The 25,371-nt window shown below is 40.9% G+C and carries 27 protein-coding genes and 2 pseudogenes; 10 read left to right on the top strand and 19 right to left on the bottom strand.

Going from position 1 to position 25,371, the window contains the following annotated elements; translation table 11 throughout:
* Nucleotides 1-104: 104 nt before the first annotated feature.
* The gene (metG, locus tag FTU39_RS02345) at nucleotides 105-2,162 is read left to right on the top strand and encodes a methionine--tRNA ligase (protein ID WP_179996045.1); all 2,058 of its coding nucleotides are present in this window, start codon (nucleotides 105-107) and stop codon (nucleotides 2,160-2,162) included.
* A 179-nt stretch (nucleotides 2,163-2,341) separates the two neighbouring features.
* Entirely contained in the window at nucleotides 2,342-3,028 is a 687-nt protein-coding gene (locus tag FTU39_RS02350; protein ID WP_257224383.1) for a putative phage abortive infection protein, read from the top strand.
* Here the strand turns inward: FTU39_RS02350 and FTU39_RS02355 are convergent.
* Complete coding sequence (locus FTU39_RS02355; RefSeq protein ID WP_126038012.1) at nucleotides 2,990-3,529, bottom strand: IS630 family transposase; 540 nt, start codon at nucleotides 3,527-3,529, stop codon at nucleotides 2,990-2,992. The two genes, FTU39_RS02350 and FTU39_RS02355, sit on opposite strands and share 39 nt — an antisense overlap.
* A complete protein-coding gene (locus FTU39_RS02360) occupies nucleotides 3,525-4,001 on the bottom strand; it encodes a helix-turn-helix domain-containing protein (protein WP_005262470.1) in 477 nt (158 codons plus the stop codon). Before FTU39_RS02360 ends, FTU39_RS02355 begins: the two co-directional genes overlap by 5 nt.
* 35 nt (nucleotides 4,002-4,036) lie before the next feature.
* Here FTU39_RS02360 and FTU39_RS02365 point away from each other — a divergent pair, with 35 nt between their 5' ends.
* Entirely contained in the window at nucleotides 4,037-4,222 is a 186-nt protein-coding gene (locus FTU39_RS02365) for a putative phage abortive infection protein (protein WP_257224384.1), read from the top strand.
* A gap of 186 nt (nucleotides 4,223-4,408) precedes the next feature.
* On the opposite strand, the gene FTU39_RS02370 is transcribed toward FTU39_RS02365, so the two are convergent.
* A complete protein-coding gene (locus tag FTU39_RS02370) occupies nucleotides 4,409-5,032 on the bottom strand; it encodes a LysE family translocator (RefSeq protein WP_096901823.1) in 624 nt (207 codons plus the stop codon).
* 357 nt (nucleotides 5,033-5,389) lie between these two features.
* Between FTU39_RS02370 and FTU39_RS02375 the strand changes: the two genes are divergently transcribed.
* The 5 genes and pseudogenes from FTU39_RS02375 to FTU39_RS02395 all read left to right on the top strand — a co-directional run bounded on the left by FTU39_RS02375 (nucleotide 5,390) and on the right by FTU39_RS02395 (nucleotide 9,911).
* Entirely contained in the window at nucleotides 5,390-7,012 is a 1,623-nt protein-coding gene (locus FTU39_RS02375; protein WP_180051668.1) for an oleate hydratase, read from the top strand.
* 134 nt (nucleotides 7,013-7,146) lie between these two features.
* Nucleotides 7,147-7,524, top strand: a pseudogene (locus tag FTU39_RS02380) (IS4 family transposase); the annotation flags it as partial.
* Nucleotides 7,525-7,530: 6 nt separating this feature from the next.
* Nucleotides 7,531-7,721: pseudogene (locus FTU39_RS02385) on the top strand (HlyD family secretion protein); the annotation flags it as partial.
* A 67-nt stretch (nucleotides 7,722-7,788) separates the two neighbouring features.
* Nucleotides 7,789-8,661, top strand: a complete 873-nt coding sequence (locus tag FTU39_RS02390) for a 1-aminocyclopropane-1-carboxylate deaminase/D-cysteine desulfhydrase (protein WP_180051669.1) — start codon at nucleotides 7,789-7,791, stop codon at nucleotides 8,659-8,661.
* A gap of 53 nt (nucleotides 8,662-8,714) precedes the next feature.
* Nucleotides 8,715-9,911, top strand: coding sequence for an NAD(P)/FAD-dependent oxidoreductase (locus FTU39_RS02395; protein ID WP_131261523.1), 1,197 nt, complete (start codon nucleotides 8,715-8,717; stop codon nucleotides 9,909-9,911).
* 183 nt (nucleotides 9,912-10,094) lie between these two features.
* Here the strand turns inward: FTU39_RS02395 and FTU39_RS02400 are convergent, their stop codons facing one another.
* The 4 genes from FTU39_RS02400 to FTU39_RS02415 form a co-directional block, all read right to left on the bottom strand.
* Complete coding sequence (locus FTU39_RS02400; protein WP_004975492.1) at nucleotides 10,095-10,262, bottom strand: hypothetical protein; 168 nt, start codon at nucleotides 10,260-10,262, stop codon at nucleotides 10,095-10,097.
* Nucleotides 10,263-10,431: 169 nt separating this feature from the next.
* Nucleotides 10,432-10,602, bottom strand: coding sequence for a hypothetical protein (locus FTU39_RS02405; protein WP_004975491.1), 171 nt, complete (start codon nucleotides 10,600-10,602; stop codon nucleotides 10,432-10,434).
* 95 nt (nucleotides 10,603-10,697) lie between these two features.
* Nucleotides 10,698-12,422 carry a mechanosensitive ion channel gene (locus tag FTU39_RS02410; protein ID WP_179989671.1) on the bottom strand — a complete coding sequence of 575 codons (1,725 nt, stop codon included), beginning with the start codon at nucleotides 12,420-12,422 and terminating at the stop codon, nucleotides 10,698-10,700.
* 254 nt (nucleotides 12,423-12,676) lie between these two features.
* A complete protein-coding gene (locus FTU39_RS02415; protein ID WP_179989669.1) occupies nucleotides 12,677-12,955 on the bottom strand; it encodes a hypothetical protein in 279 nt (92 codons plus the stop codon).
* Between the two features lie 201 nt (nucleotides 12,956-13,156).
* Here FTU39_RS02415 and FTU39_RS02420 point away from each other — a divergent pair, with 201 nt between their 5' ends.
* Entirely contained in the window at nucleotides 13,157-13,579 is a 423-nt protein-coding gene (locus tag FTU39_RS02420; RefSeq protein WP_004975486.1) for a hypothetical protein, read from the top strand.
* A gap of 138 nt (nucleotides 13,580-13,717) precedes the next feature.
* Here FTU39_RS02420 and FTU39_RS02425 read toward each other — a convergent pair whose 3' ends face one another.
* Entirely contained in the window at nucleotides 13,718-14,389 is a 672-nt protein-coding gene (locus FTU39_RS02425) for a hypothetical protein (protein WP_154320450.1), read from the bottom strand.
* Between the two features lie 7 nt (nucleotides 14,390-14,396).
* Nucleotides 14,397-15,158 (bottom strand): ferredoxin--NADP reductase, encoded by a 762-nt coding sequence (locus tag FTU39_RS02430; RefSeq protein ID WP_180051670.1) that lies wholly within the window; start codon nucleotides 15,156-15,158, stop codon nucleotides 14,397-14,399.
* An 84-nt stretch (nucleotides 15,159-15,242) separates the two neighbouring features.
* Between FTU39_RS02430 and gigC the strand changes: the two genes are divergently transcribed.
* Complete coding sequence (gigC, locus tag FTU39_RS02435; protein ID WP_004975482.1) at nucleotides 15,243-16,124, top strand: LysR family transcriptional regulator GigC; 882 nt, start codon at nucleotides 15,243-15,245, stop codon at nucleotides 16,122-16,124.
* Between the two features lie 34 nt (nucleotides 16,125-16,158).
* On the opposite strand, the gene FTU39_RS02440 is transcribed toward gigC, so the two are convergent.
* The 10 genes from FTU39_RS02440 to nuoH form a co-directional block, all read right to left on the bottom strand.
* Nucleotides 16,159-16,740 carry a cold shock domain-containing protein gene (locus FTU39_RS02440; protein WP_180051671.1) on the bottom strand — a complete coding sequence of 194 codons (582 nt, stop codon included), beginning with the start codon at nucleotides 16,738-16,740 and terminating at the stop codon, nucleotides 16,159-16,161.
* A gap of 86 nt (nucleotides 16,741-16,826) precedes the next feature.
* The gene (locus FTU39_RS02445) at nucleotides 16,827-17,120 is read right to left on the bottom strand and encodes a cold-shock protein (RefSeq protein ID WP_167846181.1); all 294 of its coding nucleotides are present in this window, start codon (nucleotides 17,118-17,120) and stop codon (nucleotides 16,827-16,829) included.
* Between the two features lie 81 nt (nucleotides 17,121-17,201).
* Entirely contained in the window at nucleotides 17,202-17,837 is a 636-nt protein-coding gene (gene upp / locus FTU39_RS02450; protein WP_004975475.1) for a uracil phosphoribosyltransferase, read from the bottom strand.
* 126 nt (nucleotides 17,838-17,963) lie between these two features.
* Complete coding sequence (nuoN, locus tag FTU39_RS02455) at nucleotides 17,964-19,457, bottom strand: NADH-quinone oxidoreductase subunit NuoN (RefSeq protein ID WP_180044322.1); 1,494 nt, start codon at nucleotides 19,455-19,457, stop codon at nucleotides 17,964-17,966.
* Between the two features lie 3 nt (nucleotides 19,458-19,460).
* Nucleotides 19,461-21,074 (bottom strand): NADH-quinone oxidoreductase subunit M, encoded by a 1,614-nt coding sequence (gene nuoM, locus FTU39_RS02460; protein ID WP_180051672.1) that lies wholly within the window; start codon nucleotides 21,072-21,074, stop codon nucleotides 19,461-19,463.
* Between the two features lies 1 nt (nucleotide 21,075).
* Nucleotides 21,076-22,965, bottom strand: coding sequence for an NADH-quinone oxidoreductase subunit L (gene nuoL / locus FTU39_RS02465; RefSeq protein WP_180051673.1), 1,890 nt, complete (start codon nucleotides 22,963-22,965; stop codon nucleotides 21,076-21,078).
* Nucleotides 22,962-23,270, bottom strand: a complete 309-nt coding sequence (gene nuoK / locus FTU39_RS02470; RefSeq protein WP_004975463.1) for an NADH-quinone oxidoreductase subunit NuoK — start codon at nucleotides 23,268-23,270, stop codon at nucleotides 22,962-22,964. The genes nuoL and nuoK overlap by 4 nt, the downstream gene beginning before the upstream one ends.
* Entirely contained in the window at nucleotides 23,270-23,788 is a 519-nt protein-coding gene (gene nuoJ, locus FTU39_RS02475; protein ID WP_171062597.1) for an NADH-quinone oxidoreductase subunit J, read from the bottom strand. Before nuoJ ends, nuoK begins: the two co-directional genes overlap by 1 nt.
* Nucleotides 23,788-24,330: an NADH-quinone oxidoreductase subunit NuoI gene (gene nuoI, locus FTU39_RS02480; RefSeq protein ID WP_004975460.1), complete on the bottom strand. Its 543-nt coding sequence runs from the start codon at nucleotides 24,328-24,330 to the stop codon at nucleotides 23,788-23,790. The genes nuoJ and nuoI overlap by 1 nt, the downstream gene beginning before the upstream one ends.
* An 18-nt stretch (nucleotides 24,331-24,348) precedes the next feature.
* Nucleotides 24,349-25,368 carry an NADH-quinone oxidoreductase subunit NuoH gene (gene nuoH, locus FTU39_RS02485; RefSeq protein WP_004975457.1) on the bottom strand — a complete coding sequence of 340 codons (1,020 nt, stop codon included), beginning with the start codon at nucleotides 25,366-25,368 and terminating at the stop codon, nucleotides 24,349-24,351.
* Nucleotides 25,369-25,371 lie beyond the last annotated feature (3 nt).

A 25,371-nucleotide genomic window follows, 5' to 3' on the forward strand; every position in this document is an offset into this window, starting at 1 on the left:
CTAAGCGGATTTGAAAAGAATTCCTGGAATCCCTTGTGCATCTATGTGCTATCTAAGGTAAAATTGCCCGAATTGCATCGTCCCTATTTGAGAGAGTTATATCCGTGCGTCAAATTTTAGTCACTAACGCCCTACCATACGCCAATGGTCCGATCCATATGGGTCACTTACTCGGTTATATCCAGGCAGATATCTGGGTTCGCGCCATGCGTGCAATGGGACATGACGTGACTTATGTCTGTGCGGATGATGCGCATGGTACAGCAATCATGCTGCGTGCCGAAGCCAACGGGATTAGCCCTGAACAGCAAATTGCCAATGTGCAACAAGAACACATTCGCGATTTTGACGGTTTTGGTGTGCATTTTGATCATTATGATTCAACGCATAGCGACACCAACCGCGCACGTGCCAGCGAAATTTATGTCAAAAATCGAGATGCAGGCAATATTGCCGTGCGTCCTGTTACGCAATTATTTGACCCTGAAAAAGGCATGTTCTTATCGGATCGTTTTATTAAAGGCACCTGCCCAAAATGTAAAGCGGAAGATCAATACGGCGATTCTTGCGAAGTTTGCGGCACAACCTATAATGCGACTGAGCTGATTAATCCAAAATCGACTTTGAGCGGTGCAACGCCAGTAGAAAAATCATCAGATCATTACTTCTTTAAATTGCCTAATTTTGGCGAATATTTGCAAAAATGGACACGCGATGAAGGTCGTTTGCCAGTTTCGATCGCCAACAAATTAGATGAATGGTTTGAAAATGGCTTGAATGACTGGGATATTTCACGTGATGCACCATATTTTGGTTTTGAAATTCCAGACGCACCAAATAAATATTTTTATGTATGGGTTGATGCACCAATTGGTTATATGTCGAGTTTTGAAAACTACGTAAAAACCAAACGCCCTGACCTAAATTTTGACGATTACTGGAAAAAAGATTCAGACAAAGAAGTCTATCACTTCATTGGTAAAGACATCGTATATTTCCACGCTTTATTCTGGCCTGCAATGTTAGATGGTGCGGGTTATCGCACGCCTACAGGTTTATTTGTAAATGGTTTCTTGACTGTAAATGGTCAAAAAATGTCGAAATCTCGCGGCACATTTATTAAAGCAGAAACGTATTTACAGCATTTAAATCCTGAATATTTACGCTATTACTTTGCATCAAAACTGTCTGATAAAGTTGAAGACTCTGACTTAAATCTGGATGATTTTGTGCAGAAAGTAAACTCTGATCTTGTGGGTAAAGTGGTAAATATTGCCAGCCGTTGTGCCAAATTCATCAACACCAAATTTGATAACAAATTAAGTGCAAACTGCGCTGAACCTGAGTTAGTACAAAGCTTTATTGCTGCAGGTGACTCGATTGCCAAAGCATACGAAGAGCGTGAATTCTCTGCGGCAATTCGTGAAATTATGGCGCTTGCTGACCGCGCCAACCAATATATTGATGAGAAAAAGCCTTGGGCTTTAGCCAAAATTGAAGGCGAAGAACAGCAAGTTCATGACGTATGTTCTGTAGGGATTAACCTATTCCGTCAATTGGCGATTTATCTTGCGCCTGTACTGCCAACCTTGGCTGAACAAGTTCAAGCCTTCTTACAGTTAGATAGCTTTAACTTTGAATCACGTAAAACTGTTTTAGTCGGTCATGAAATTGCGTTGTTCCAACCACTCATGCAACGTGTTGATCCGAAAGCGGTAGCTGCAATGGTAGATGCATCTAAAGATTCTTTAGCCGCACCTGTTGAAGCACCAAAAACGGAAAAGAAAAAAGAAAAAGCCAAAGAGAAAAAAGCAGAACCAAAAGTCGGTGAAGCGGAAATTATCACGATTGATGACTTTGTCAAAATTGATTTACGTGTTGCAGAAGTTTTAGAGGCTGCAACCGTTGAAGGTTCAGACAAACTGCTTCAATTAACTTTAAATGTAGGTGAAGCTGAGCCACGTAATGTGTTTAGTGGTATTCGTGAATTTTATCAACCAGAAGATTTAAAAGGCAAATTGGTGGTGATGGTGGCTAACCTTGCACCTCGTAAAATGCGTTTTGGTATTTCTAACGGTATGGTACTTGCTGCGGGTAATGGCGAAGGTGTTTGGGTGATTTCACCTGAATCTGGCGCAAAACCGGGTGATAAAGTGTCTTAATTTTTAGACACTGATAAAAAGCCCTGCTATATTTTAGTGGGGTTTTTTTATAGTTATAAATAATGAATAGATGGATAAAGTTTTTTTGCTTAGTTCTACCAATAGTCTTGATAATTATTAGTTTGCTAGCTACCTATTTTATTTTTACCAACAAAGCTTTTCAAATTGGAGTAACCTCCTTGATTGATCCAAATTTAGGAGCTTCTTTAGGTAATTTGTATGGAGGAGTTATAGGTACTCTCTTAAGTGCATCAAGCATATTCCTCTTGATTTATACAATTATTAATCAAAAAGATGAAGCACAGAAAAATAATTTAAAGTCTAATTTTTTTAAAATGATTGATTATCACAACCAACATTTGATAAATATTTCTTTACCCAATACCAATCCGCAACACCCACCAAAAGAAGGGAAAAAGGCTTTTGTAACCTTCAAAATTCAGTTCAAACGAATTTTAGAAACGATTCAAGAAATTTCTGTACAAGAAAATCTCCAACTCAATAAATCACAAATATTAGATATCTCATACGTTATTTTTTACTTTGGTATAGAGGGAAGTTGGACGACATTTATAGTAAATAAACTATCAAGGTATAATGGATTTAATGAAGAATTAGTTATTAAAATTCAGAAAAGGTTAATGGAAAAGGATTTTAGAGGCTGCTTATTGAAAACCAATCAAACTCATTTAAGCTCTTATTTTAGAAATATGTATAATGCTATAAAAATAGTAGATGAATCAACAATCCTAAGTGATTTTGAAAAATACGAGTTAATAAAAATTTACCGTGCTCAACTTTCAAACCCTGAGCTTTATAAGTATCAACTAAAAAGTAAACATGTATTCATTACCAAAACCCTTTGAAATCTGCCCAACCCAACGCTCTATTTGATCTGCCTTCATTACCTTAAAATCCCGCCAGTTATACTTCATCTGCTTCCAAACCATCTCAATTCTATTCAGCTCAGGACTATACGCAGGTAGAAAATACAAAGTCGTTGAATACTCTTGTACAAGAAGCTTGCGCCAATCTACCATCTGTTTGCTGCGATGAATCGAGGCATTGTCAACAATCAACACCAAAGGAACTTGATAGCTGCGTTTCACCTGTGCTGCTACACCCATCAAATAGGCATAAAACCAGCGACTGTTAACGGACTCCTGTAGGCAACTGGTGATCAGATGACCCGTTGACAGGAGACAACCCATCACATTAACTCGCTTTAGTCTTACAGCATCAACCGCATGAACATCGCCTATCTTTGTCCATGCATAACGGTTATCTGGCGTAGCCGAAAATCCTGTTTCATCGACATAGCCCAATACAATTTCACCACGTGCCGCTTGCTCACGTAATGCTTCAATTTGCTGTTGCGCTTGTCCAAATGCGGTCGGGTCTCTTTTTTTTCAAGCTGTGGCGGGTGCGTTTGAAGACCATGCCTGAATCTCGCAAAAACTTGCGAATAGTTTCAACAGACACGGACACACCGTGTTTTTCATGCAGTTTGACTCGGATTTGTTCTGCATTGAGTGGGCTTGTGTTGACCCACTCTAAGATTTGAGCCTGATAGTTTGATGTCAGTGTATTGGGACGGCCTGAGCGATGACCTTCTTGAATCGATTCAAACTGATGTAGCTCCCAATGTCGGCGTTGTAGCCTTATGGTTTCTGGGATACGCTCTTGTAACGCAGCAACTTCGGCAACAGTTTTACCTTCGGAAAGCCAGAGAATAGTTTGGGCACGTTGTCTTTCACGCCAATGTGCTGCATGCTTGGTCAGGAGAATTAGTTGTGCACGCTGTTCTAAGCTGAGTGGGACGGTAACAATCCGTGGCATGTGCAAACATCGTTTAACCAAAAATGTCTTTTCGCATGTTTAGTTATTTTTGTCAACTTATCCTTTTTTTCAATGTTTTATCGCGTTTTGGAAAAAAATGGCTCCAAAATAATTTTATAAATAAATATGATTTTATTAAAAATATTCCATTTGAATATTGTGACGGATATGACCCTAAACATTACTTTCCATCTATCAAATTCGAAGAGGATGAATATTGATTTAAGTACTAACGCACAGAAAGGTGACATGGATGTAGCCTGTTCGTTAGGCACACGGACGTGCCCTCTAACGAACAAAGGATTTTTGTTACTTTTGATCCTTTAAAAGTAAGGCAAACATTTTAATTATTAGAATACCCTCATCCCAATCTTCTCCCAAAAGGCATAGGTATCTACACAAATAAATCACTTCATCCCAAAAATTAACTTTAATCCCAATACTGTCATGACCGCCCCTGCTGCACGGTCAAAAATAGCCTTAAACTTAATATAAGCCTGACGCGGTTTTTCTGCAGACAAAGCCACTGCAACCAATGAACACCAACCTGCATCAATAAAAAAACACAGAATTGGCAGCACCACATAAAAATAGTTCGGAATTTCTTTAGGCAACAAAGCCGTAAAAATACTCGCCAAGACAATTGCAATTTTAGGGTTAGATAACTGCGTAATTAAACCTGTAGTAAACGCACGGCGCAGTGACATTTGCTGTCCATGTGCAAGATTGGTTTGAATAGGCGCTTTGGCATGCTTCACAATTTTATAAGCCAAAAACAACAAATATAAACCACCACAAATTTTAAGCAGAAAATATGCTGAAGGCACTGCCAATAAAATAGCCTGCAACCCCATCACCGCCAATAAACCAAAAATTGCGGCACCCGTACCCGTGCCTAAAGCCGTAAATAAACCATGCTTACGTGAAATGGCTATCGAATTTTTTGCCACATAAATAAAGGTAGGCCCAGGACTAATTGCCCCCAACATTAATGCCAAAGCAATAGAGCCTAAAATCAATAATGATTCCAAGATAGACCTCAAGATTAGAATAATTTTCAATTATTTATTTTACTTAAAAAACCATAATAGAAGATATAATTTTTTTGATTTATGTTTATAAATTTAAGGATTTTTCAAGCAATTTGATATTTATTAAAAAAACCAAAAATAGAGTAAAAACTCAATTTAATTTCAATATCAAACAGTTAAAACATAGCATATGAACAGTAAAATTTTATTGTGCATCCATTTTTTCTATTAAAGTTTTTTTCTGATAATAATTTATCATCGATTTTTAGCAGAACTTTCATATATTTTTAAAACATATAATCCCATAATAAAATTACGGCTTTAATTTTCTTTAGAACTACAAACGAGGCACATCAGATGCAAAATAAAAGACTGAAAACATTAGACCGCTCTAAATCACATCTTTGGATTGTAGGTGGAGGCATAGCTGGTATGGCTGCTGCTGCTTTTGCGATTCGTGACGCTAAAGTGCCAGCTGAACATATCCATATTTTAGAAGAATTGAATGTTTCTGGTGGTTCGATGGATGGTGGACATAATCCGCTTAATCCGAACCAAGCATGGGTCACACGTGGTGGACGTATGCTAACTGATGAGACTTATTTGTGTACTTGGGATTTATTTTCAAGCATCCCATCTTTAGAAAATCCAGACATTTCTGTTCGTGAAGAATGTCGTGAATTTAACGAACAAGTTAAAACCAATGCTCAAGCACGTTTGATCGACTCAAATCATATTGTTGCAGAAGCTCAAAAATTGGGATTATCAACGCTCAACCGTGCTCAAATGTTACGTCTACTGGCATTAAAAGAAGATCGTATCGGTAGTCGCCGTATTGATGAATTTTTTGATGATGCATTTTTCCAAAGTAATTTTTGGCGGATGTGGCGAACCACGTTTGCCTTTCAAAAATGGCATAGCGCAGCGGAATTACGCCGTTATTTTCTACGTTTCATTCAAGAATTACCACGCATCCATACCTTAGCAGGTGTGAAACGAACTAAATACAATCAATATGATTCAATGATTCATCCTCTACAACGCTGGTTGGTGGAACAAGGCGTTGATGTTCGTTTCGGTAGTTATGTCACAGATGCAGACTTTGTCGAAGATGCCCAAACGAAGGAACGTAAGGCAACCCAACTTTATGTCAACATTCCAGAAGGCACTGAACAAATTCAACTGGGTGAGCATGATCTTGCGCTCTTTACTTTAGGTTCGATTACGGCTGATTCACGTTATGGCGATAAATTCGATGTTCCTGAGCTGATTCGTGATCGACAAGATCATGGCTGGCGTTTGTGGGAAACATTGGCTCAAAAAGCTCCTGATTTTGGTCGTCCAATGACCTTCTATGGCAACATTGATGAGCATAAATGGAAATCCTTTACGCTCACCATGCATGATGATGTGCTGCTAAAACGGATTATTGATTACACAGGAAATGAACCGGGTACAGGTGCACTCATGACTTGGTTTGAATCTGGTTGGCATCTATCTGTGGTCGTTCCAGCTCAACCGCATTTTGCTGACTTACCAGAAGGTAAATTCACCTTATGGGGTTATGGTTTTGAAATTGACCATATCGGCGATTACATTAAAAAACCGATGAGTGAAGCGACGGGTCAAGAAATTTTAATTGAGTTGATTCATCAACTTGGTTTCGATGACATTTTGGATCATGTGTTGGCACATACTGACATTACCACAGTAATGATGCCTTATGCCTCTGCCCTATTTGCATGTCGTAAAGCAGGTGATCGCCCATTGGTCATTCCAGAAAATGCAGTCAACTTTGCTTTCTTAGGTCAATTCGTAGAGCTTGAAGATGATGTGGTTTTCACTGTGGAATATTCCGTACGTTGTGCCATGATTGCCATTTATCAGCTCTTAGGTGTCGAACGTGAAATTCCAGAGATTTACAATGGTTTACTCGATCCTAAAGTTGGCTTAAATGCTTTGGAAGCAGTTTTTCATTAAATTTTAAAAAGCCATAGGGTAAATTGCTGCCCTATGGTTATTCAACTTATTTTGATAAAACGATCTTTGTACACGACAAAAAAGATAACTCATTGAAATAATGGCATAATACTTGTTTTCTGACGACGAATATGATCACACATTTCAATGAGTTACATCTCATATTAAACAAATATCTAAAGTGGAACAAGTCACATGTAAAATGTTTTACACTGATTATGCCTGCATTAATTGTAAAACAGACATGTAATCTTTCTTTTGTATCTAAAGCCTTACCCATCAAGTGCTTACCACAATCATTTTATCGACGTATACAACGCTTCTTTGCAGATCAGTATTTCGATTATCGTCGAATTTCTCAGTTAATTTTCAATATATTTTTATTCGATAAAGTCCAATTAACTTTGGATAGAACCAACTGGAAATGGGGAAAACGAGATATCAATATCTTGATGTTAGCCATCATCTATCGTGGAATAGCGATACCTATTGTTTGGACATTGCTCAATAAACCAGACCATGTGGAGCAGATTTCCACTGCTGCGGGCTCATAGTTCAGTGTACTCAAACCTGATAATGCCACAGGCAACTCTTTACCAAAGTGGTGCAACGTATTGCGGTACGCATCGCCATTGATCCAGAACAAAAAGGCATGGAAAACCTACGTCCTGGTATGTCGGTAATCACGTCGGTGGATACCGACTCATAAACCAACACTGACATTCTCAATCAAATACATTTACAATGTGGTCAAATTCATTTCTCGTTCGCAAAAAATGTTTGATCACATTGCTTTTCCTACCCCTTATCAAACATTAGAACTTCCCCAGCCTGTTCAACTGACCATCAAACGCCTTGATCAGATTCATCCCCAGATTTCGGGCAACAAGTTTTTTAAACTCAAATACAACCTCTTGGCAGCACAACAGCAAGGTTTTTCTCAAGTCCTCACTTTTGGCGGTGCATTTTCCAATCATATTGCAGCAACAGCTTTTGCAGCACAGCATTTTGGTTTTCAAAGTATCGGCATCATTCGTGGTCAAGAACTTGCGACCCAAGACTTAAATCCTACCCTACAAACAGCGCAAGATTTTGGCATGCAACTGCATTTTGTCAGCCGAGCCGAATATCGTCTGCGCCATGAAGTAGAATATTTACAACAACTTCAACAGCAATATCCTCAAGCCTTTATTATTCCAGAGGGTGGAAGCAATTCCCTTGCCATTCAAGGGACACAGGAAATCCTCTCCCCTGATGATTTAGAAAATTATGACGTAATTTGTTGTGCCGTGGGTACAGGTGGAACTCTTGCAGGCATCATTGAAAGCAGTTCAGATCACCAGCACATTTTAGGCTTTTCAGCCTTGAAAGGTGATTTTCTCAAACAGAACATTCAACAATGGACCGATAAAAGCAATTGGTCTTTAACCGATGCCTATTGTGGTGGCGGCTATGCCAAAACTACACCTGAATTATTGAAATTTATTCAAAATTTTGAGCAAAAATATCAAATTCCACTCGAACACATTTATACAGGTAAAATGATGATGGGACTTCTTGATTTAATCCAGCACAATCATTTCCCTGCCCACACTCGAATCCTGGCCATTCATACAGGTGGCTTGCAAGGAAAGCTTAAAGCATATTAAAACCCCCACAAATCTTTTATAATTGCTCGCTTTTCGTCTACCGAGTAATACTCATGGTTCATCAGGTTGATGTTGTTGTTTTAGGTGCGGGCGCATCGGGGCTGATGACTGCTTACATGGCAGCACAACGTGGTCGTAAAGTATTGGTGCTAGAAAAAGCCAATAAAGTGGGCAAAAAAATTCTGATGTCGGGTGGTGGTAAATGTAACTTTACCAACTTAGAAGTCGAGCCAAACCATTATATTTCACATAATCCACACTTTGTCATTTCTGCACTCACCCGTTATACCAATTGGGATTTTATTGGTTTAGTCTGCGAATACGGCATTGAATATGAAGAACGCAAACACGGACAATTATTCACTTTAAACGGCGCTAAAGAAATTTTAGCCATGCTCTTAGCCGAATGTGAAAAAACCAAATTGGTCGATATTCAAACCAATTGTGAAGTCAAAGCCGTGAATGCGGTAGATGATCAAGGTTTTCAAATTGCAACGACTTTGGGTTATTTCCAAGCAAGCGCTGTGGTCGTAGCAACTGGCGGTTTATCTATTCCAACTTTAGGTGGCTCTGGAATTGGCTATGAAATTGCTAAACAGTTTGGTCATCGTGTTTACCCGACCCGTGCAGGTTTAGTGCCTTTTACCTTCTCAGACAGCTTTAAAGAAGTCACTACACGTTTAAGCGGTAATGCGGTGGATGCGACTTTATCAAATTCATTGACTAGTTTTACCGAAGCATTGCTATTCACCCATCGCGGTTTGAGTGGGCCGAGTGCCTTACAGCTTTCTAATTATTGGGATGTCGGACAAAGTTTTAAAATTAACTTTTTACCTTACTTAGAACTCTATGACTTTTTTAAAAATAAAAAGCAAAGCAGTCCTAAAGTTTTACTGCGCACCTTACTCAGCGAGCATCTGCCAAAAAGTGTAGTGGCTGAATTACAGCAACTGATTTGGCCTGCACTCTCTGAAACGGCAATTGGCAATATCAGTGATGAAAAGCTAGAACAGATTGCAGCACGTTTAAATGCCTTTGAAGTCAAACCATCAGGCACAGAAGGTTATCGTACTGCCGAAGTCACTTTAGGCGGAGTCGATACCCAAGAAGTTTCCTCTAAAACTATGGAAAGTAAAAAACAAAAAGGCTTGTATTTTGTTGGGGAAGTTTTAGATGTAACGGGACATTTGGGCGGCTATAATTTCCAATGGGCGTGGTCATCTGCACATGCAGCATCGGAGTATGTTTAAGTTTGCTTTTAGATGAAACATGCAAACAAATGAATGTGATAAAAATGATTCTAGTCTAAACAGAATAATATTGATCTTGCCGATCAAATTGCAAAATGACAAAAGCCAGTTTTTTCTAAACTGGCTTTTTCTTTAACACCGTCACGTACTATAAAGACTTAGCAATACGTGAATCCTGTTATTTTATTCTAAATAATCGGTACGAAATAATACCAATTTTGGCGTATTTGCCAAACGTGATTCAGTTTGCTGCATTTTAAGCACAGCATTTTGTTGATGCATAGGTAACGAATTTGCCACTTGAACTTTTAAACTGATACGTAATTTGTTTAGCATATTGATTTCTCTCATTATTGTCATCCTTGCGCGAATTTTAAGACTCAAATATTTCAGCTTGGTTAAAACCCAAGTTTTTTATTTTTCCCTTAAACCCTCATCAAGCTTTCCAAGTTATTGATCTGATTTATCCAAATCAGTCTTTGGCTCATTCCTGCCAAAGTTGATTAATTTTTAACATAATTTAAGAGCTTGGTCTATCCTCTTTTGGATGATTTTTCTCAACATTTTCAGTTGGTTTTGCGGTGGCTTCTGGCTTGGCAAAAACAAATTTATAGGCTGCAACAAAAAAGCCGATGGTGATGCCAGCAATCACGATTGGGGCAAAAAACTTATCGGGTGCTGATTTGGACATTATCGTTTCCTCTTTTTTAATGAATACCGAAAAGAAATCGACCAATACGGTGATTGGTCGATCATCTTAGCGATTCAAATCAAAATTTGAACAGGTTATTTCGGGTCATTTTTTGGATGTTCATCAACATCTGGTTCAGCCTCACCTGTCGAACCAAATGGGTTATTGACTGGTGGATGTTCAGGATCAACCTTTAACGTATCTGGCACAGCATGATCAGTTGCCGCTTCAGGTGTTGTAGTCACATCACTTACAGACGCTTGTGGCTGCTCAGTTACGATAGGCGTCATCACACTTGATGCTGACGACGTTGCCGTTTCTGTTTTGTGCAAAGGATTCGGTTGATTCGCCTCACATTTGGCTTTATCAATCAAATCAGTTAACACACGCTCTGCAGGTTGGCGACCACCTAAACCAAAGGCAAGTGCGAAAGCCACTGCAACAGAACCGAGAGTTAAACCAAAGGCCAAGTTCACAATCGAGTCGGCAATACCCATCGCGCGTAAGCCCATGGCTACCACCAAACCCATAATTAAAATACGGACTAAGTTTGCCAACCAACGTGAGCTGTTATATTCACCGCGCTGTACCACTTTGGCGACCAAATTCGCGAGCCAGAAACCCACCACCAAAATGACAGCACCCAACAGGATATCTGCACCAAATTGGATAAACATGGCAATCAAGCCGCTGACTTGATCAAAGCCCAAACGGTTCGCCGCTTCAGATACCGCAAATAGCATGGTAAAGAATACAATCAGATAACCGACTACACATGAAATTTTAGTCGTACCTAAAAAGCGCTGTAAGTCGAGTTTGGCAGGAATATCATCGACTCCTGTACCTGCAACCACTTCCACCACAATATTGGCTACAAAACGCGACACCACATAAGCCAAAATAAGAATCAGACCTGCCGCAATAATATGCGGGATCGCATTCATAATTTCATACAGCATGGCTGTCGCAGGCTGCGAAATGGCTTCAATTCCAAGTGCCTCAAAACCAATAATCAAGGCGGTGATGATCACCAAGGCGAAAACAAACGAACCGAGTAATTTAGGTAAATTTGAATTTTTAAAAATGCCAACTTTTTCAGCATGCTGTTGAATATTCAGGCTGCCTAATAAACCTTCGACAATGCCACGAACAATTTTTGCCAGAATGTATCCGACAAAAACAATCACGCCTGCAATGAAGATGTTCGGTAAATACAGCACAACTTCATTCACCATGTTTTGCACAGGGAACAACAGACCGTTTAAGCCTAAAATTGACAGCACAATTGGCAAGAACAGCAATAAAATCAGCCAATAAACAATTTCACTGATATTTTGACTTAAGCCACTCACACCCACATCGGCACTGAGTTTTTCATCCAACTGGGTACGTGCCAACAGTTTTTGCATCCCCACTTTGACCAGATTTGCCAAAATCCACCCAATAAAAGCAACGGCTACAGCAGCCAGTAAAGAAGGAATAAACAGTAAGAACTGCTGAATCATATTACTGAATGGCCCACTGACACTGGTCAGATTCAACACATTCAGCGCACCAATGACCGCAATAATTAAAATCACCCAAAACACGACCCGCGACACAATCACTTCAATATTTGAACGATGCCCCGTTGCATTTGATAATTTTTGATCGGTACCTAATTTTTGTAGAACCTTTTTAATTCCACCCGCAACCAATAATGCAATCACCCACCCGACAAGTAAAATTGCGACTGCAGCTAAAATGGGTTGAAATTGCTCCCAATAATACATGGCATCAAAAGCTCTGCCATGTAGGTTCCCATTAAAATAATCATTCATCTTGTTTAATCCTCATGGTGATTAGCTTCATTTTTAGGTTTGCACTACAGCGCAAAACTGCTTTTTATCGATTCAAATTATTGAGTAAAGCTCTACCCACCATAGAATTTGCATATTTTTTATTCAACCTTGGGATGCAGAATCGCAACAATTCTACAAAGGAGGGATAATAAACCTTGCGAAAATCCACAAAAAAGCCCTGCATCTAGGCAAGGCTGAATTTGTAAATACGATTTTTTGACGCTTAGGCTAAGCTACCGATCTGTTGCTGTTGCAGTATTACTGTCCTCTGCACGTGCTTCATCTCCAGCTGTGCCCGTTGTCGTGCTATTTGGCGTTGCTTGTTCTACGGTTGGATTAGGATGTCCAGGAGGTGCTTCGCTTGCACTCGGTTTGCGATCCGCCATCATGTAAATCAGCAATGCCAATAAAAAGATTCCCACCAGTAGAAGCATATAGACTGGAATACGTTTTTTTCGCTTAATGTCTTCAGCTGAGTTTACATGAGGTGGTTTATTGAAATCATGCGGCATGTTCCCCTCACTTATGTATTTATCTGATGAATTTTCATACTAACAAGCTCCTCACGCTTATTGTGTGACAATACATAGCAAGATGGTGAAAAGATGTAATATACCTCAAGTACCACCTATGTTGCCCAATATCGACAAAGCTGCCTCTCACGGGGAAATGCGCTATAATCACGTACCGTTTTTTTGTGTACTTTGAACTTTATGGCGTATCGTCAACAAAGTGTATCGCTTGATCTTGACACTGACGTCACTCATCAATGTGCCTTGCACTATACCCGTGATGGGCATCTCATTGGTATTATTGAATTTAGCAAGCCCAGCTATCTGCTCAAATGGGGCGATTTGGAATATTTCCGTCGTCGTACCGAAGAATTTTCGGTCATGCCATTTCCAGATTGTGTGAATGCCATGATCATTGATATTCGCAACATTGCTGCATTTCTGGATAATGAAGTGCCAATTTTACCGTGGCGCTTACTTGAAGAAGAATGTCCTGTGCGTTTGGTGGTTCCTCAAGAGCGCTTAGAGCATTATGCAGGTTTTTTTGAACCGACTTGGCTAAGTAGCGATGTCGATAGCGCGATTCAGGAAATCCGCGAATATATGGATATGTTTGTGCACTAATTTCTTTGAAGAGTCACTTTCAAGCATTGCGTTCAAAAGTTGCTTTCAAAATTGAATCGCACCAAGCAAAAACCTCATCTGCAGCGTTGTAGATGAGGTTTTTATATGAATGGTGAAGATCACCTCAACAACCAATTTTTAGCGAATTGTGAAAATACATTTATTTTCAAAACTCGATTTAGGCAGCCACAAAACCTGCTTAAAACGCACCTGATCTATGCCAAAACTGCGCATTTTCTTAGATGTATAACGCCAACCGACACAGTCTTGATACTTCTCATATTCAGGAGTCTGCCCTGCAATGGTTGAGCTTTGCTGAACTTTAATTTTCTGAAAAAAAGCGGTTTCCTTTGCACGGATTGGGCCAATATATTCATTATACATTTGTTCCATTTCGGCACTTTCAAATTGCATTTTTTGCAAACTGCCACCATGCCAACCCAACTGACTACGCAAGTTTAAATATTTTACTTTGCCCGCAGGAAATACATAATTGGCACAAGAAGAAAAGCAATACTGTCCAACTTCAACATTCAGTTGATGGCCAAAGACCAAATTACCCAAATCAATACCTAAGCTGATCTCGCCACCACGACTGTTGATTTTTAAGGTATCAATTTTGTCTGACTGTTTAAGTAATTCCGCTGCACGTGCGTTGGCTTCAGGGCTAAGTGGCCCATCATAAATGAGTACGTGATCTTGCACAGCAACCTGAGTTTCCACCGTTTCAGCCTGTACGGTTTGTGCGACTATAAACATCAGCCCTGCGCTGGCTATATATTTGAACAGTTGATATTTGAATAGTTGCATCACATCCTCACCAATAATTTTCAACTGCAATATTGCCTTCCCCACGGCGGTTCATGGTTAAACCACGCGCTTTTAAGGCTTCTTTGGTGTCATCGACCATGGCAGGGTTACCGCATAACATCACATGGCTGGTTTCAGGGTTGAGTACACTACCCGCAGCCTGTTCAAGTTCACCATTTGCAATTAATATAGGCAAACGATCATGCAAATCAGCTTGAGGATCGCGAGTGATAATTGGGATAAATTTAAAGCCTGTATGCCCTTCGCCAAAAGTTTCGGCAATCTCGTGAATTTTATCGACATAAGCCAATTCAGCTTCGGTACGCACGCTATAAACCAAATAAATATGTTGATATTTTGTCCATGTTTCAAAATCTTGCAGCATGGATAAAAACGGTGCAAGACCTGTACCTGTGGCCAGTAACCATAAATCGTGTGGGGCAGGCAATTGATAACGCGCCAAGGTCAAAAAACCATAAGGGATTTTTTCCAAGTACAGCTCATCGCCCACTTGAAGGTGCTGCAAGTTAGAAGTAAACGCACCATCTGGCACGACAATTGAGAAAAACTCTAAAGTTTCATCAAAGGGTGATGACACCACCGAATAAGCACGTACTACCAATTCATCGCCCACTTTTAACCCGATACGTGCAAACTGCCCTGCAGTAAATTTAAAATGCGCGGGTCGGGTCATAATGAAGCTAAACAAGGTGTTGGTCCAACGATGAACCGAAAGCACTTTTTCTAAAGTAAATTTTTCAATTGACATGATTTGAGCGTGGCATGAAAGACTGTGCTCATGTTAGCATGTTGGGGTAATTTATGAATATTTTTAAATGTTAAGGCTTGATTCATGCGCATGACTTTACGCCAGTTGGCGGTTTTTGTAGCAGTTGCCCAAGAAGGGACAGTAACCAAAGCCAGTGATGCCGTTAAGCTCACCCAAAGTGCTGCAAGTATGGCCTTAGCAGATTTGGAGGATGGCTTAGGCGCTCCACTGTTTGACCGTTTGGGTAAGCGCCTACAGCTGAACGATTTAGGTCGTTTTTTATTGCCACAAGCCTTAGAAATTTTGGGTCGTTGTGAAGCATTTGAGCAAGCCGCTAAAGGCGAGCTACAAAGTATTGATTTGCGTTTAGGTGCAACTCTTACCATTAGTGACTATTTGATGCCTGATTTAATGGCAGACTTTTTGCAAATTCAGCCGCAGGCGCATTTACAGTTACAAGTGGGCAATACCCGCCAAATGATTGAAGCTGTAAACCAATTTCAGCTAGATTTAGCACTGATTGAAGGTTCTTGTCACTTACCCCAACTCCAATGTATTCATTGGCGTGATGATGAACTTGCAGTGTGCTGTGCGCCAAGTCATCCTCTAGCGCAGTTAAACCGTGCTTTAAGCATTGCAGATTTTGAAGATGCCGAGTGGATTTTACGTGAAGAAGGTTCAGGTACCCGTGAAGTGTTTGACAATGCAATTTTAAAAGACCTGCCTGATGCCAATATTCGTTTAACTTTGGGTCATAACGAAGCGATTTTAAAAATTGTCGCAGGTGGGATTGGTATGTCGTGTATTTCACGATTGGCGATTGAACCTTTACTAGAAAAAGGTCAATTGGTGATTTTAGATACACCTTTCTGGCAACTGACGCGCCCGTTATTCATGTTGGTGCATCGTCAGAAATACCAAGGGCCTGGCTTAAAGGCATTTATGAAGTTTTGCGACGCGAAATAGTTTATAAAAGAGTACCGATGATGGTACTCTTTTTTTAGCGATTAAACTGACTCTCACACGGTATGCCGTCACCATCACCGTCCATTTTAGTATTTGGACAATTTCGTATAAAGAATAATGCTTCTTCGTAAGACGTCATTTGACTACAGTGCTCACGCCCATCACAAGTAAAGTTCTGTTCAACAACAGGAACTTCTACTACTTTTTGTACTGATAAAGCTTCAGGCTGACTATTTTGCCAAGCTTGGTACTTATTAAATACTGCATAAGCCAAGACGAATATAATCAATATACCCATATAAGTCACAAAATTGGATGAGTTATTTTCAGACTTCTGCTGTCTTTTTTGAATCTGCTTTGTCGTATGAATTGCCCTTGATTGAGGCGTATGCCTTTCGACTGCAACCTTAATATCTAGACGGACAATATTATCTGCTTTGAACTTGCCATTTTCTTCTACTTTACGAAATTTTAGATTTTCTCCCACTTTTAGTGGAATATTTTTATTGGGAAAATCTTTAATATGAAAAAATAAATCTTTAGGCTCTCCTTCTATTTGAATAAAACCAAAGCCTCGTTCTTCGTTATAAGTTTTTATTTTCCCTTCTAAAAACATAAATTACTCTTTTCACGTTAATTTTTGATTATTGTACAAAAAAAGAGGCGAAAATGCCTCTTTTCTGTGCATGAAAACATTTAAAACTAACGCTTTAAGTTTGATAACAATGCAGACGTAATCGACGTATTCGCAGCAACCGCTTTGGCTTTTTTTGCTTTTTTGGATTTATCTTCTACAGGTTCAATATTAATGGCTTTATAACGATCACCATTTTGAACCACATTAAATTTAACGCGATCATTGCGCTTTGGCTCGCCTTCAGCCGCAGAAAAATCCGAGATATGGAAAAACACTTCACCTTCAGGTGCGGCAATAAATCCATAGCCTTTTTCGGCATTATATTGTTTGATTTTCCCTTGATATTGTTCAGATTTCATGGCTTAACCTTTTACGAGCTGCACTTTATATGAGTATATAAAAAAGAGGCAGTTAATGCCTCTTTTTCATCGACATTCGGCTTAATCTTTTTGCACTGAACCAAAAATTTTATCGCCTGCATCACCCAAGCCAGGCACAATATAACCATCTTGGTTTAAACCTTCATCTACCGATGCAGTAAAGATCACCACATCTGGATGCGCGGCTTCTACACGTTGAATGCCTTCTGGCGCTGCAACCAAAACCATCACACGAATGTCTTTACAACCACTGGCTTTGAGCAAATCAATCGCTGCCACTAAAGATGAACCTGTGGCAAGCATAGGGTCAATAATCATCGCAATACGGTTTTGTACATCTGGTACTAATTTTTTGTAGTACGTACGCGCTTCTAAAGTTTCTTCATCACGTTCCAAGCCAAGTACAGACACTTTGGCACTTGGAATCAAGTTTAAGAAACCATCTAACATGCCAATACCTGCACGTAAAATAGGCACAACCGTAATTTTTTTACCCGCAATACGGTCTACAGTGACTGCACCATTCCAACCCGCAATTTCGTGCTCGACCATAGGCAAATCTTTGGTCGCTTCATAAGTCAGCAACATGGTGACTTCTTGTGCCAATTCACGGAAGTTTTTGGTGCTGATATCAGCACGACGTAATAGCCCTAATTTATGACGAATAAGCGGATGTCGGATTTCATGAATAGCCACGGGAGAACACCTAAAAGGAAAGAAAAGCAAATATCATTTTATTATATGCTGTTTTTATTGTGTATATAAACCAAAAAGCCCTCAATTTATGAAGGCTTTTTGACTGAAAGTTAAACTTCTTTCAAATTATTGCTGTGACAGCATGAAATGGATTGGTGACAAAATTTCAGCTTCAAGTGCAATTTTGATAATTGGGTCTGGATAAACACCAATCACCAATACCGCTAAAGCTGCAGCCAATACCATAATACCGCCCACTTTTTGACCCCAATGATCAACAGCGTCCATTTTTGGTTCATCTGGCGGTGTCATATACATCACCACCATAACGCGCAAGTAGTAGTACAAACCAATACCTGAACCTACGATGATCATCGCAGCTAAGAACCAGTGCTGAGTCGTAACAGCAGCCATCACCACCAAGAACTTACCAATGAAGCCTGCAGTGAGTGGAATACCAGCTAGAGAAAGCATCATGACAGTTAATACAGCAGTCAATACAGGACGACGCCAGAACAAACCACGGTAGTCTGCTAAGCTTTCTGCTTCAGCTACGTTGTTATACGGGCTAGACATTAATGCCACTGCACCGAACGCACCAATGGTGGTTAAGACATAAGTAATCACATATACGCTGACATTGCCCAAACTTGCATAGGTCATGCTGATTAAACCAATCAACAAATAACCAAAGTGCGCAATAGATGAGTAAGCCAAAATACGCTTCAAGTTAACTTGACGTACAGCTAGGAAGTTACCCACCAAAATTGAAAGCACAGCAATAATGGTCATGATGGTTACAATTGAGTCGATCAGGATTGCACCTGAACCCAAAATGTAACGTACAAACAAACCAATGGTTGCTACTTTTGCTGCAGTCGCAAGAAAGGTTGCGATTGGTGCAGGCGCACCGTCATAAACGTCTGGCGTCCATTTGTGGAATGGTGCCAACGACAATTTAAATGCAACAGCAAAGACAATTAAGCCTAAACCTAAAATCACCAATGGCTGTTGGATATTTTGCATTAATGCTTGTACAGAGTCATAGAAAGACAATGAACCAGTGTATGCATAAATGTACGCCATACCCATGAGCAACATTGCAGATGCGGTTGCAGACAAGACTAAGTACTTCACGCCTGCTTCTAAAGATTTAGAACGTTGGTGAGTGTATGCCAATAAGCCATAAACAGGAATTGACATTAACTCAAGGCTAATGAAGAACGACGCATAGTGCGAGCTTGACACCATCAACATAGCGCCCGCCACTGAACACAACATTAAGATGTAGAGTTCTTCGCGGTTGTCTTTATACGTTTCAATATACGCATGTGACAAAGTAGAACATGCTAATGCAGCGATCAGAATCACCAGTTGATATAACAAGGTGAACGGATCAATCATAAACATGCCCATCACGCTGGCAGGAGCAAAGTTCCCGCCAAACATCATGAGTAAAAGGTAAGCAGCAGCGAGGTTCAAGCCCACCACTGATGCTGTAGCAATTAAGTTATGGTTACGCTTAATTGCAGTAAGGATCATCACGACAATCGCAGTTAAAGCCACGATCATCACAGGAGCTAAAGGCATAAGCTCAGAAAATGACATTGTGAAGTTCATGGCTTATTGGATCTCCACATTTTCGAGTTGAGCTGTTACTTCTTGCGTAACTTCAACTACTTCTTGAACTGGGATGTAGCTATTTGCTAACCACGCCATACTTGAATTTGAAATATCAAGGAAGGTTTGTGGATACAGACCAAGCCATACTAGACCCAGCGCACAAATTGAAAGAATCACAACTTCACGTGCATTTAAATCTTTTAACGGATTTGCATAGTGTTGTTTTTGCTCTTCATTTGGTACACCAAATAAGGCTTTGTGAATCAGGATTAAACCGTAAACACCTGCAAAAACTAAACTGATTGCCGCAATAATTGTGAAGGCTGGGAACTGTTCAAATGAACCCATTAAAATCAGGAATTCACCAATAAAGTTACCTAAACCAGGAATACCAACTAACGCTGCCACAAAGAACATCAGGAAGAATGAAAGGTATTGGAATTGACCACGAATACCGCCCATTAAACGCATGTCACGTGTATGTACGCGCTCGTAAATTTGACCACACATAATGAACAATGCAGCAGATGACAAGCCATGTGCCAACATCATGATCATTAAGCCTTGGTAAGTCAGGATATTACCTGCATAAATTGCAAGTAATACGAAGCCCATGTGCGAAATTGAGGTATAGGCAAGTAAACGCTTCATATCGGTTTGCTGGAAAGCACACCACGCGCCGTAGAACACACCAATTAAACCCAAAATAATGGCGATGTCTGCAAACTGAGCAGAAGCCGCTGGGAAGAATGGAATCACGAAACGTAATAAACCGTATGCCGCAGTTTTAATCAAAATACCTGCAAGGTCGACAGAACCCGCTGTAGGCGCTTGTGCGTGTGCATCTGGTAACCAACCGTGTAATGGGAAAACTGGAAGTTTTACCGCAAAACCGATGAATAAACAGATCATGAAGGCATAAGCGACTGCTGGTAATTGTGCGTCAAGTGTATTCGCTACAGCCAATAAATAGTTGTAGTTGAATGAAATAGTACCTGACATCATGTATCCATAGATCACTAGACCTAAGATACCAATCAACATGATTAAACCAGCAACTTGCGTGTAGATAAAGAATTTGGTTGCAGCGTAAACACGTGAACGACCGTTTGAACCTTTATGACCCCATAACGCAATCAGGAAGTAGATTGGTACAAGCATCATCTCCCAGAAGAAGAAGAACAGGAACAAGTCAATCGCAAGGAATACACCAATTACCCCACCCAAAGACCATAAAAGGTTAAGGTGGAAGAAACCAACGTTCTTTTGAATCTCACCAAATGAACAGCCTACCGCTAAAATACCCAGTAATGCAGTTAAACCCACCATGAGTAAAGATAAGCCATCCACCGCTAAGTGAATGTTGATGCCTAGGGTTTGAATCCAAGGCAACATAAATTCAGCCGACCAAGTTGGAACTTGAGCGCCTAATTCATAGTTATAGCTGGCACCTTGCCACAATGCGACGGTTAAGCCCAAAGTAACGAGCATGCCCACTAAAGCAATGTAACGTGGTAATTTTTCGTCGAGTTTATCGACCAGCCAGCAAATAAAACCTGCAATGAACGGAACAAGGATCAGCGCGGGTAGAATTAAATTGTTTGGAGTATCCATCTTATTTCCCCACGACCTGAATCACGATCAAGATCATTAGTAAGACCACCACACCAAGTGCCATACTCGATGCGTACTCACGTAATGAGCCAGTTTGACGTGAACTTGTGAAGCTATGACCACCTTTAACAATGGCAGGAAGCACTAACCACAGGCCGTCAATCGGATCACGACCTAAAATTTTCGCGATAAGCAAATATGGTTTCACAAATACGATGTTATACAACGCATCAAAACCAAGTGCATTACGGCAGATATTAGCAAGGCCAGCACCGAATGAAGTACGGGCAAAACCTTTCACTGCGTTGTAGGCAAAGACAAATAATACGATACCTACCACAAGACCAACCAGTGCAATACCCACAGCAGTATATTCAGCGCTATGCATACCATGCATTAAATGTTTATCAACCTTAAACGCAGGAATTTTCGCAGCATTTAAGATTGATTCAACCGGTGCTTTCAGGAAGTAAGCCAGACCAGTTGAAAGAACAGCAAGGATTGCCAATGGTGCCCAATACGTCGCACCTTTGATTTCGTGATAAGGCGTGTTTTCTTTTCCAAAGAATACAACCCAGATTAAACGGAATGTATAGATTGAAGTTAAGAATGCACCCGCAACACCTGTCCAGTACAAGCAGTCATAAAGCGCAATAGATTGGCCTTGAACCCATACCGCACCCAAAATTGCATCTTTCGAGAAGAAGCCGATGGTCAAGAATGGAATGGCTGCCAATGCACCGCCACCAATCGCGAAGCAGGCAAACAGGAATTTGTTATGTTTGAACAGGCCACCCATCTTGAAGATGTTTTGTTCGTGATGGTAAGCCAGAATCACCGCACCAGAAGACAAGAATAACAATGCCTTGAAGAATGCGTGTGAAAGCATATGGAATAAGCCTGCCTGGTATGCTTCAGCACCTACCGCCATAAACATATAACCCAGCTGACTCATGGTTGAGTAAGCCAGGATACGTTTGATGTCGGTTTGTACCAATGCAGCAAAACCAGCCACAATCAATGTTACCGCACCAGTGATCGAGATGAACATCATCACTTCAGGTGTCATTTCAAACACGGAGAACATACGGCAGCACAGGTAAACACCTGCGGTTACCATTGTTGCCGCATGGATCAATGCAGAAACAGGTGTAGGACCTGCCATTGCATCGGCTAACCAAGTTTGCAACGGAATTTGTGCAGATTTACCCGCAGCACCCAAGAACAACATTAACGCTGTCCAAATGGTGATCGACGAGCTTTGAGTCATTACATTGGCTGCATTTTCTACGATGTATTGTGTGTTCAACGTACCAAATTGTTGATACAACAAGAACAACGCGATCAGTAGGAAAACGTCACCCACACGTGTTACGGTAAATGCTTTGATTGCTGCAAAACCGTTTGCAGGGTTTTGGTAGTAATAACCAATCAGCAAGTAAGAGCACAAACCTACACCTTCCCAACCTAGGAACAATAACGCCAAGTTATCGCCAAGTACCAACAACAACATGCTCGCAACGAACAAGTTGAAGTAAGAGAAGAAACGTGCAAAGTCTTCTTCACCACGCATATACCATGATGCAAAGATGTGAATTAAGAAACCCACGCCTGTAATCATGCCCAGCATGAGCAAAGATAAACCGTCTAAGTGCAAGCTAAACGCAGGTGCAAAACCACCCACATTGAACCAAGTCCATAAATGTTGAGTCGTTGCAACCGAACCGTTGTTCACAAAGTCCATGCCTGCAATTAGCGCAAATAATGCAGACAGACCCACTGAACCTACGCCAATAATCGCAGCAACTTTTTCAGGTAAGTTGTTACGCCCTGCCGCTAAAAGGATAAAACCAATGAGCGGAAACAATACTGTTAGATATAAATAACTCATCCGCGCATCTCACTAGCAGCATCCACATCCAAATGATGGAAGCGATGATAGAACTGAAGGACGATCGCAAGACCGATACACGCCTCTGCCGCAGCAAGTGTCAAGATCAAGATAAACATGATCTGACCATCTGGTTGTACCCATGCACTACCAGCCAAGACAAACGCCAATGCCGCAGCGTTCATCATGATTTCAAGGCCCATTAAAATAAATAGTAGGTTGCGTCGCACCATCACACCGTAAAAACCGAGTGCAAAAAGAATGGTCGCGACAATCAAACCATGTTCTAAAGGGATGTTGCCCATTATTCTTTTTCCTCTTCTGCACTTGGTTCACGTTTACCGATGTGGAAGCCTGCAACCAAAGCTGCAAGTAATAACATTGCGGCAACTTCAACCAACAATAAGTACTGAGTAAAGAGTGCTTGACCCACTGCTTTTGGACCCACCATTTCGGTGCCCATAAGCGCGCTTGGTGCAGTGTAGTCTGAGCTTAATGACCACACTAAAACCAAACCAATTAGGAAGCTCATCAAAGCTGGGTATGCCCAAGTTGATGAAGTCAACCATTTACGCTCTTGCTCAACAGTTTGCTGACCAAGGTTGAGCATCATCACCACGAATACGAACAAGACCATGATCGCACCCGCATAAACAATGATTTCCAAGGCGCCAGCAAATGGTGCACCCACGATCATGAACATGCCTGCAACCGCAAGTAATGACACGATCAAGCTTAATAAAGCATGTACTGGGTTCGCGTTAGTCACTACACGAACCGTAGAAACAATGGCCACGAGTGCCATCAAATAAAACGGCCACATCATGGTAATAGACTCCGTACATCAATAGGTGCGCTTTCACGTTGCGCTTGACCTTTGTCTTTACCTGTAACAGCCATACCCGTTACACGGTAGAAGTTGTAGTCAGGATATTTACCAGGACCTGAAATGAGTAAGTGTTCTTTCTCATACACCAAGTCTTGACGCACATATTCACCTAACTCAAAGTCAGGTGTTAACTGAATTGCAGTCGTTGGACATGCTTCTTCACACATACCGCAGAAAATACAGCGTGAGAAGTTGATACGGAAAAACTCTGGGTACCAACGACCATCTTCCTGTTCTGCTTTTTGCAGTGAAATACAACCTACTGGACAAGCAACTGCACAGAGGTTACATGCTACACAACGCTCTTCGCCATCTGGATCGCGTGTTAACACAATACGACCACGGAAGCGTGGAGGTACAATTTCTTCGGCTGGTACTTCCGGATACAAAATGGTGTCACGTTTACGTGTCACGTGTGAGAAAACCATCCACAGTGAACGTACAATTGACCCAAACCCAGCTAGAAACTTAAACATATTGTTCTCCCTGCTGTCTTAGGCCGAATGATTCATAAGAATCACAGCACCAGTTACCAAAAGGTTAACAAGCGCCAATGGCAAGCAAATTTTCCAACCAAAGTTCATCACTTGGTCATAACGTGGACGCATTAAAGAACCACGAGCCAAGACAAACATCATCACAAAGAATGCTGTTTTGATAATGAACCAGAAAGCTGCTGGAATGAATGGAATTTCAAGGTTAAACGGCGCTAGCCATCCACCGAAGAATAGAGTCACGATAAGCGCAGAGATCAGTACCACGTTGACATATTCTGCAACGAAGAACATCCCCCACTTCATACCGCCATATTCGACGTGATAACCTTCAGCCAATTCTTGTTCTGCTTCTGGTTGGTCAAATGGGTGACGGTGAGTTACCGCAACGCCTGCAACCACGAAAATCAAGAAACCTAAGAATTGTGGAATCACAAACCAAACATCACGTTGCGCTTCAACAATTTCACGCATGTTGAATGAGCCTGCAATAGCAACCACACCCATGAGTGAAATACCCAAGAACACTTCATAAGAAATGGTTTGAGCGGCTGAACGTAAACCACCAAGCAATGCGTATTTGTTGTTTGATGACCAACCACCAAATAACACCGCATACACTGCGATACCTGCCATTGCCATAAAGAACAACAGGCCAATGCTCATGTCTGCCACACCTAAATAAGGTGATACAGGAATAACCATGAACGACAGTACCGCAGTTGCCATTGCAACTGCTGGTGCCATACGGAACGTAAGTTTGTCGGCAAATTTTGGTGTCCAGTCTTCTTTGAACATGATTTTCAGCATGTCGGCAACAATCTGGAACATACCGCCTGGACCTACACGGTTCGGACCATAACGGTCTTGCCATAAGCCCAGTAAACGACGCTCAATAAAAGACATGAGTGCAGCAATCAATACCACAACCAGTAAGATGACAATCGCTTGAATGACTGAATAGGCAATTGGCCAGTTCTCAGCCCACAGCGGCGTCTGACGGATTAATTCTTGTTGCATGAA

This window comes from Acinetobacter sp. YH12099 (genome assembly GCF_013419195.1).
GTDB lineage: Bacteria > Pseudomonadota > Gammaproteobacteria > Pseudomonadales > Moraxellaceae > Acinetobacter > Acinetobacter towneri.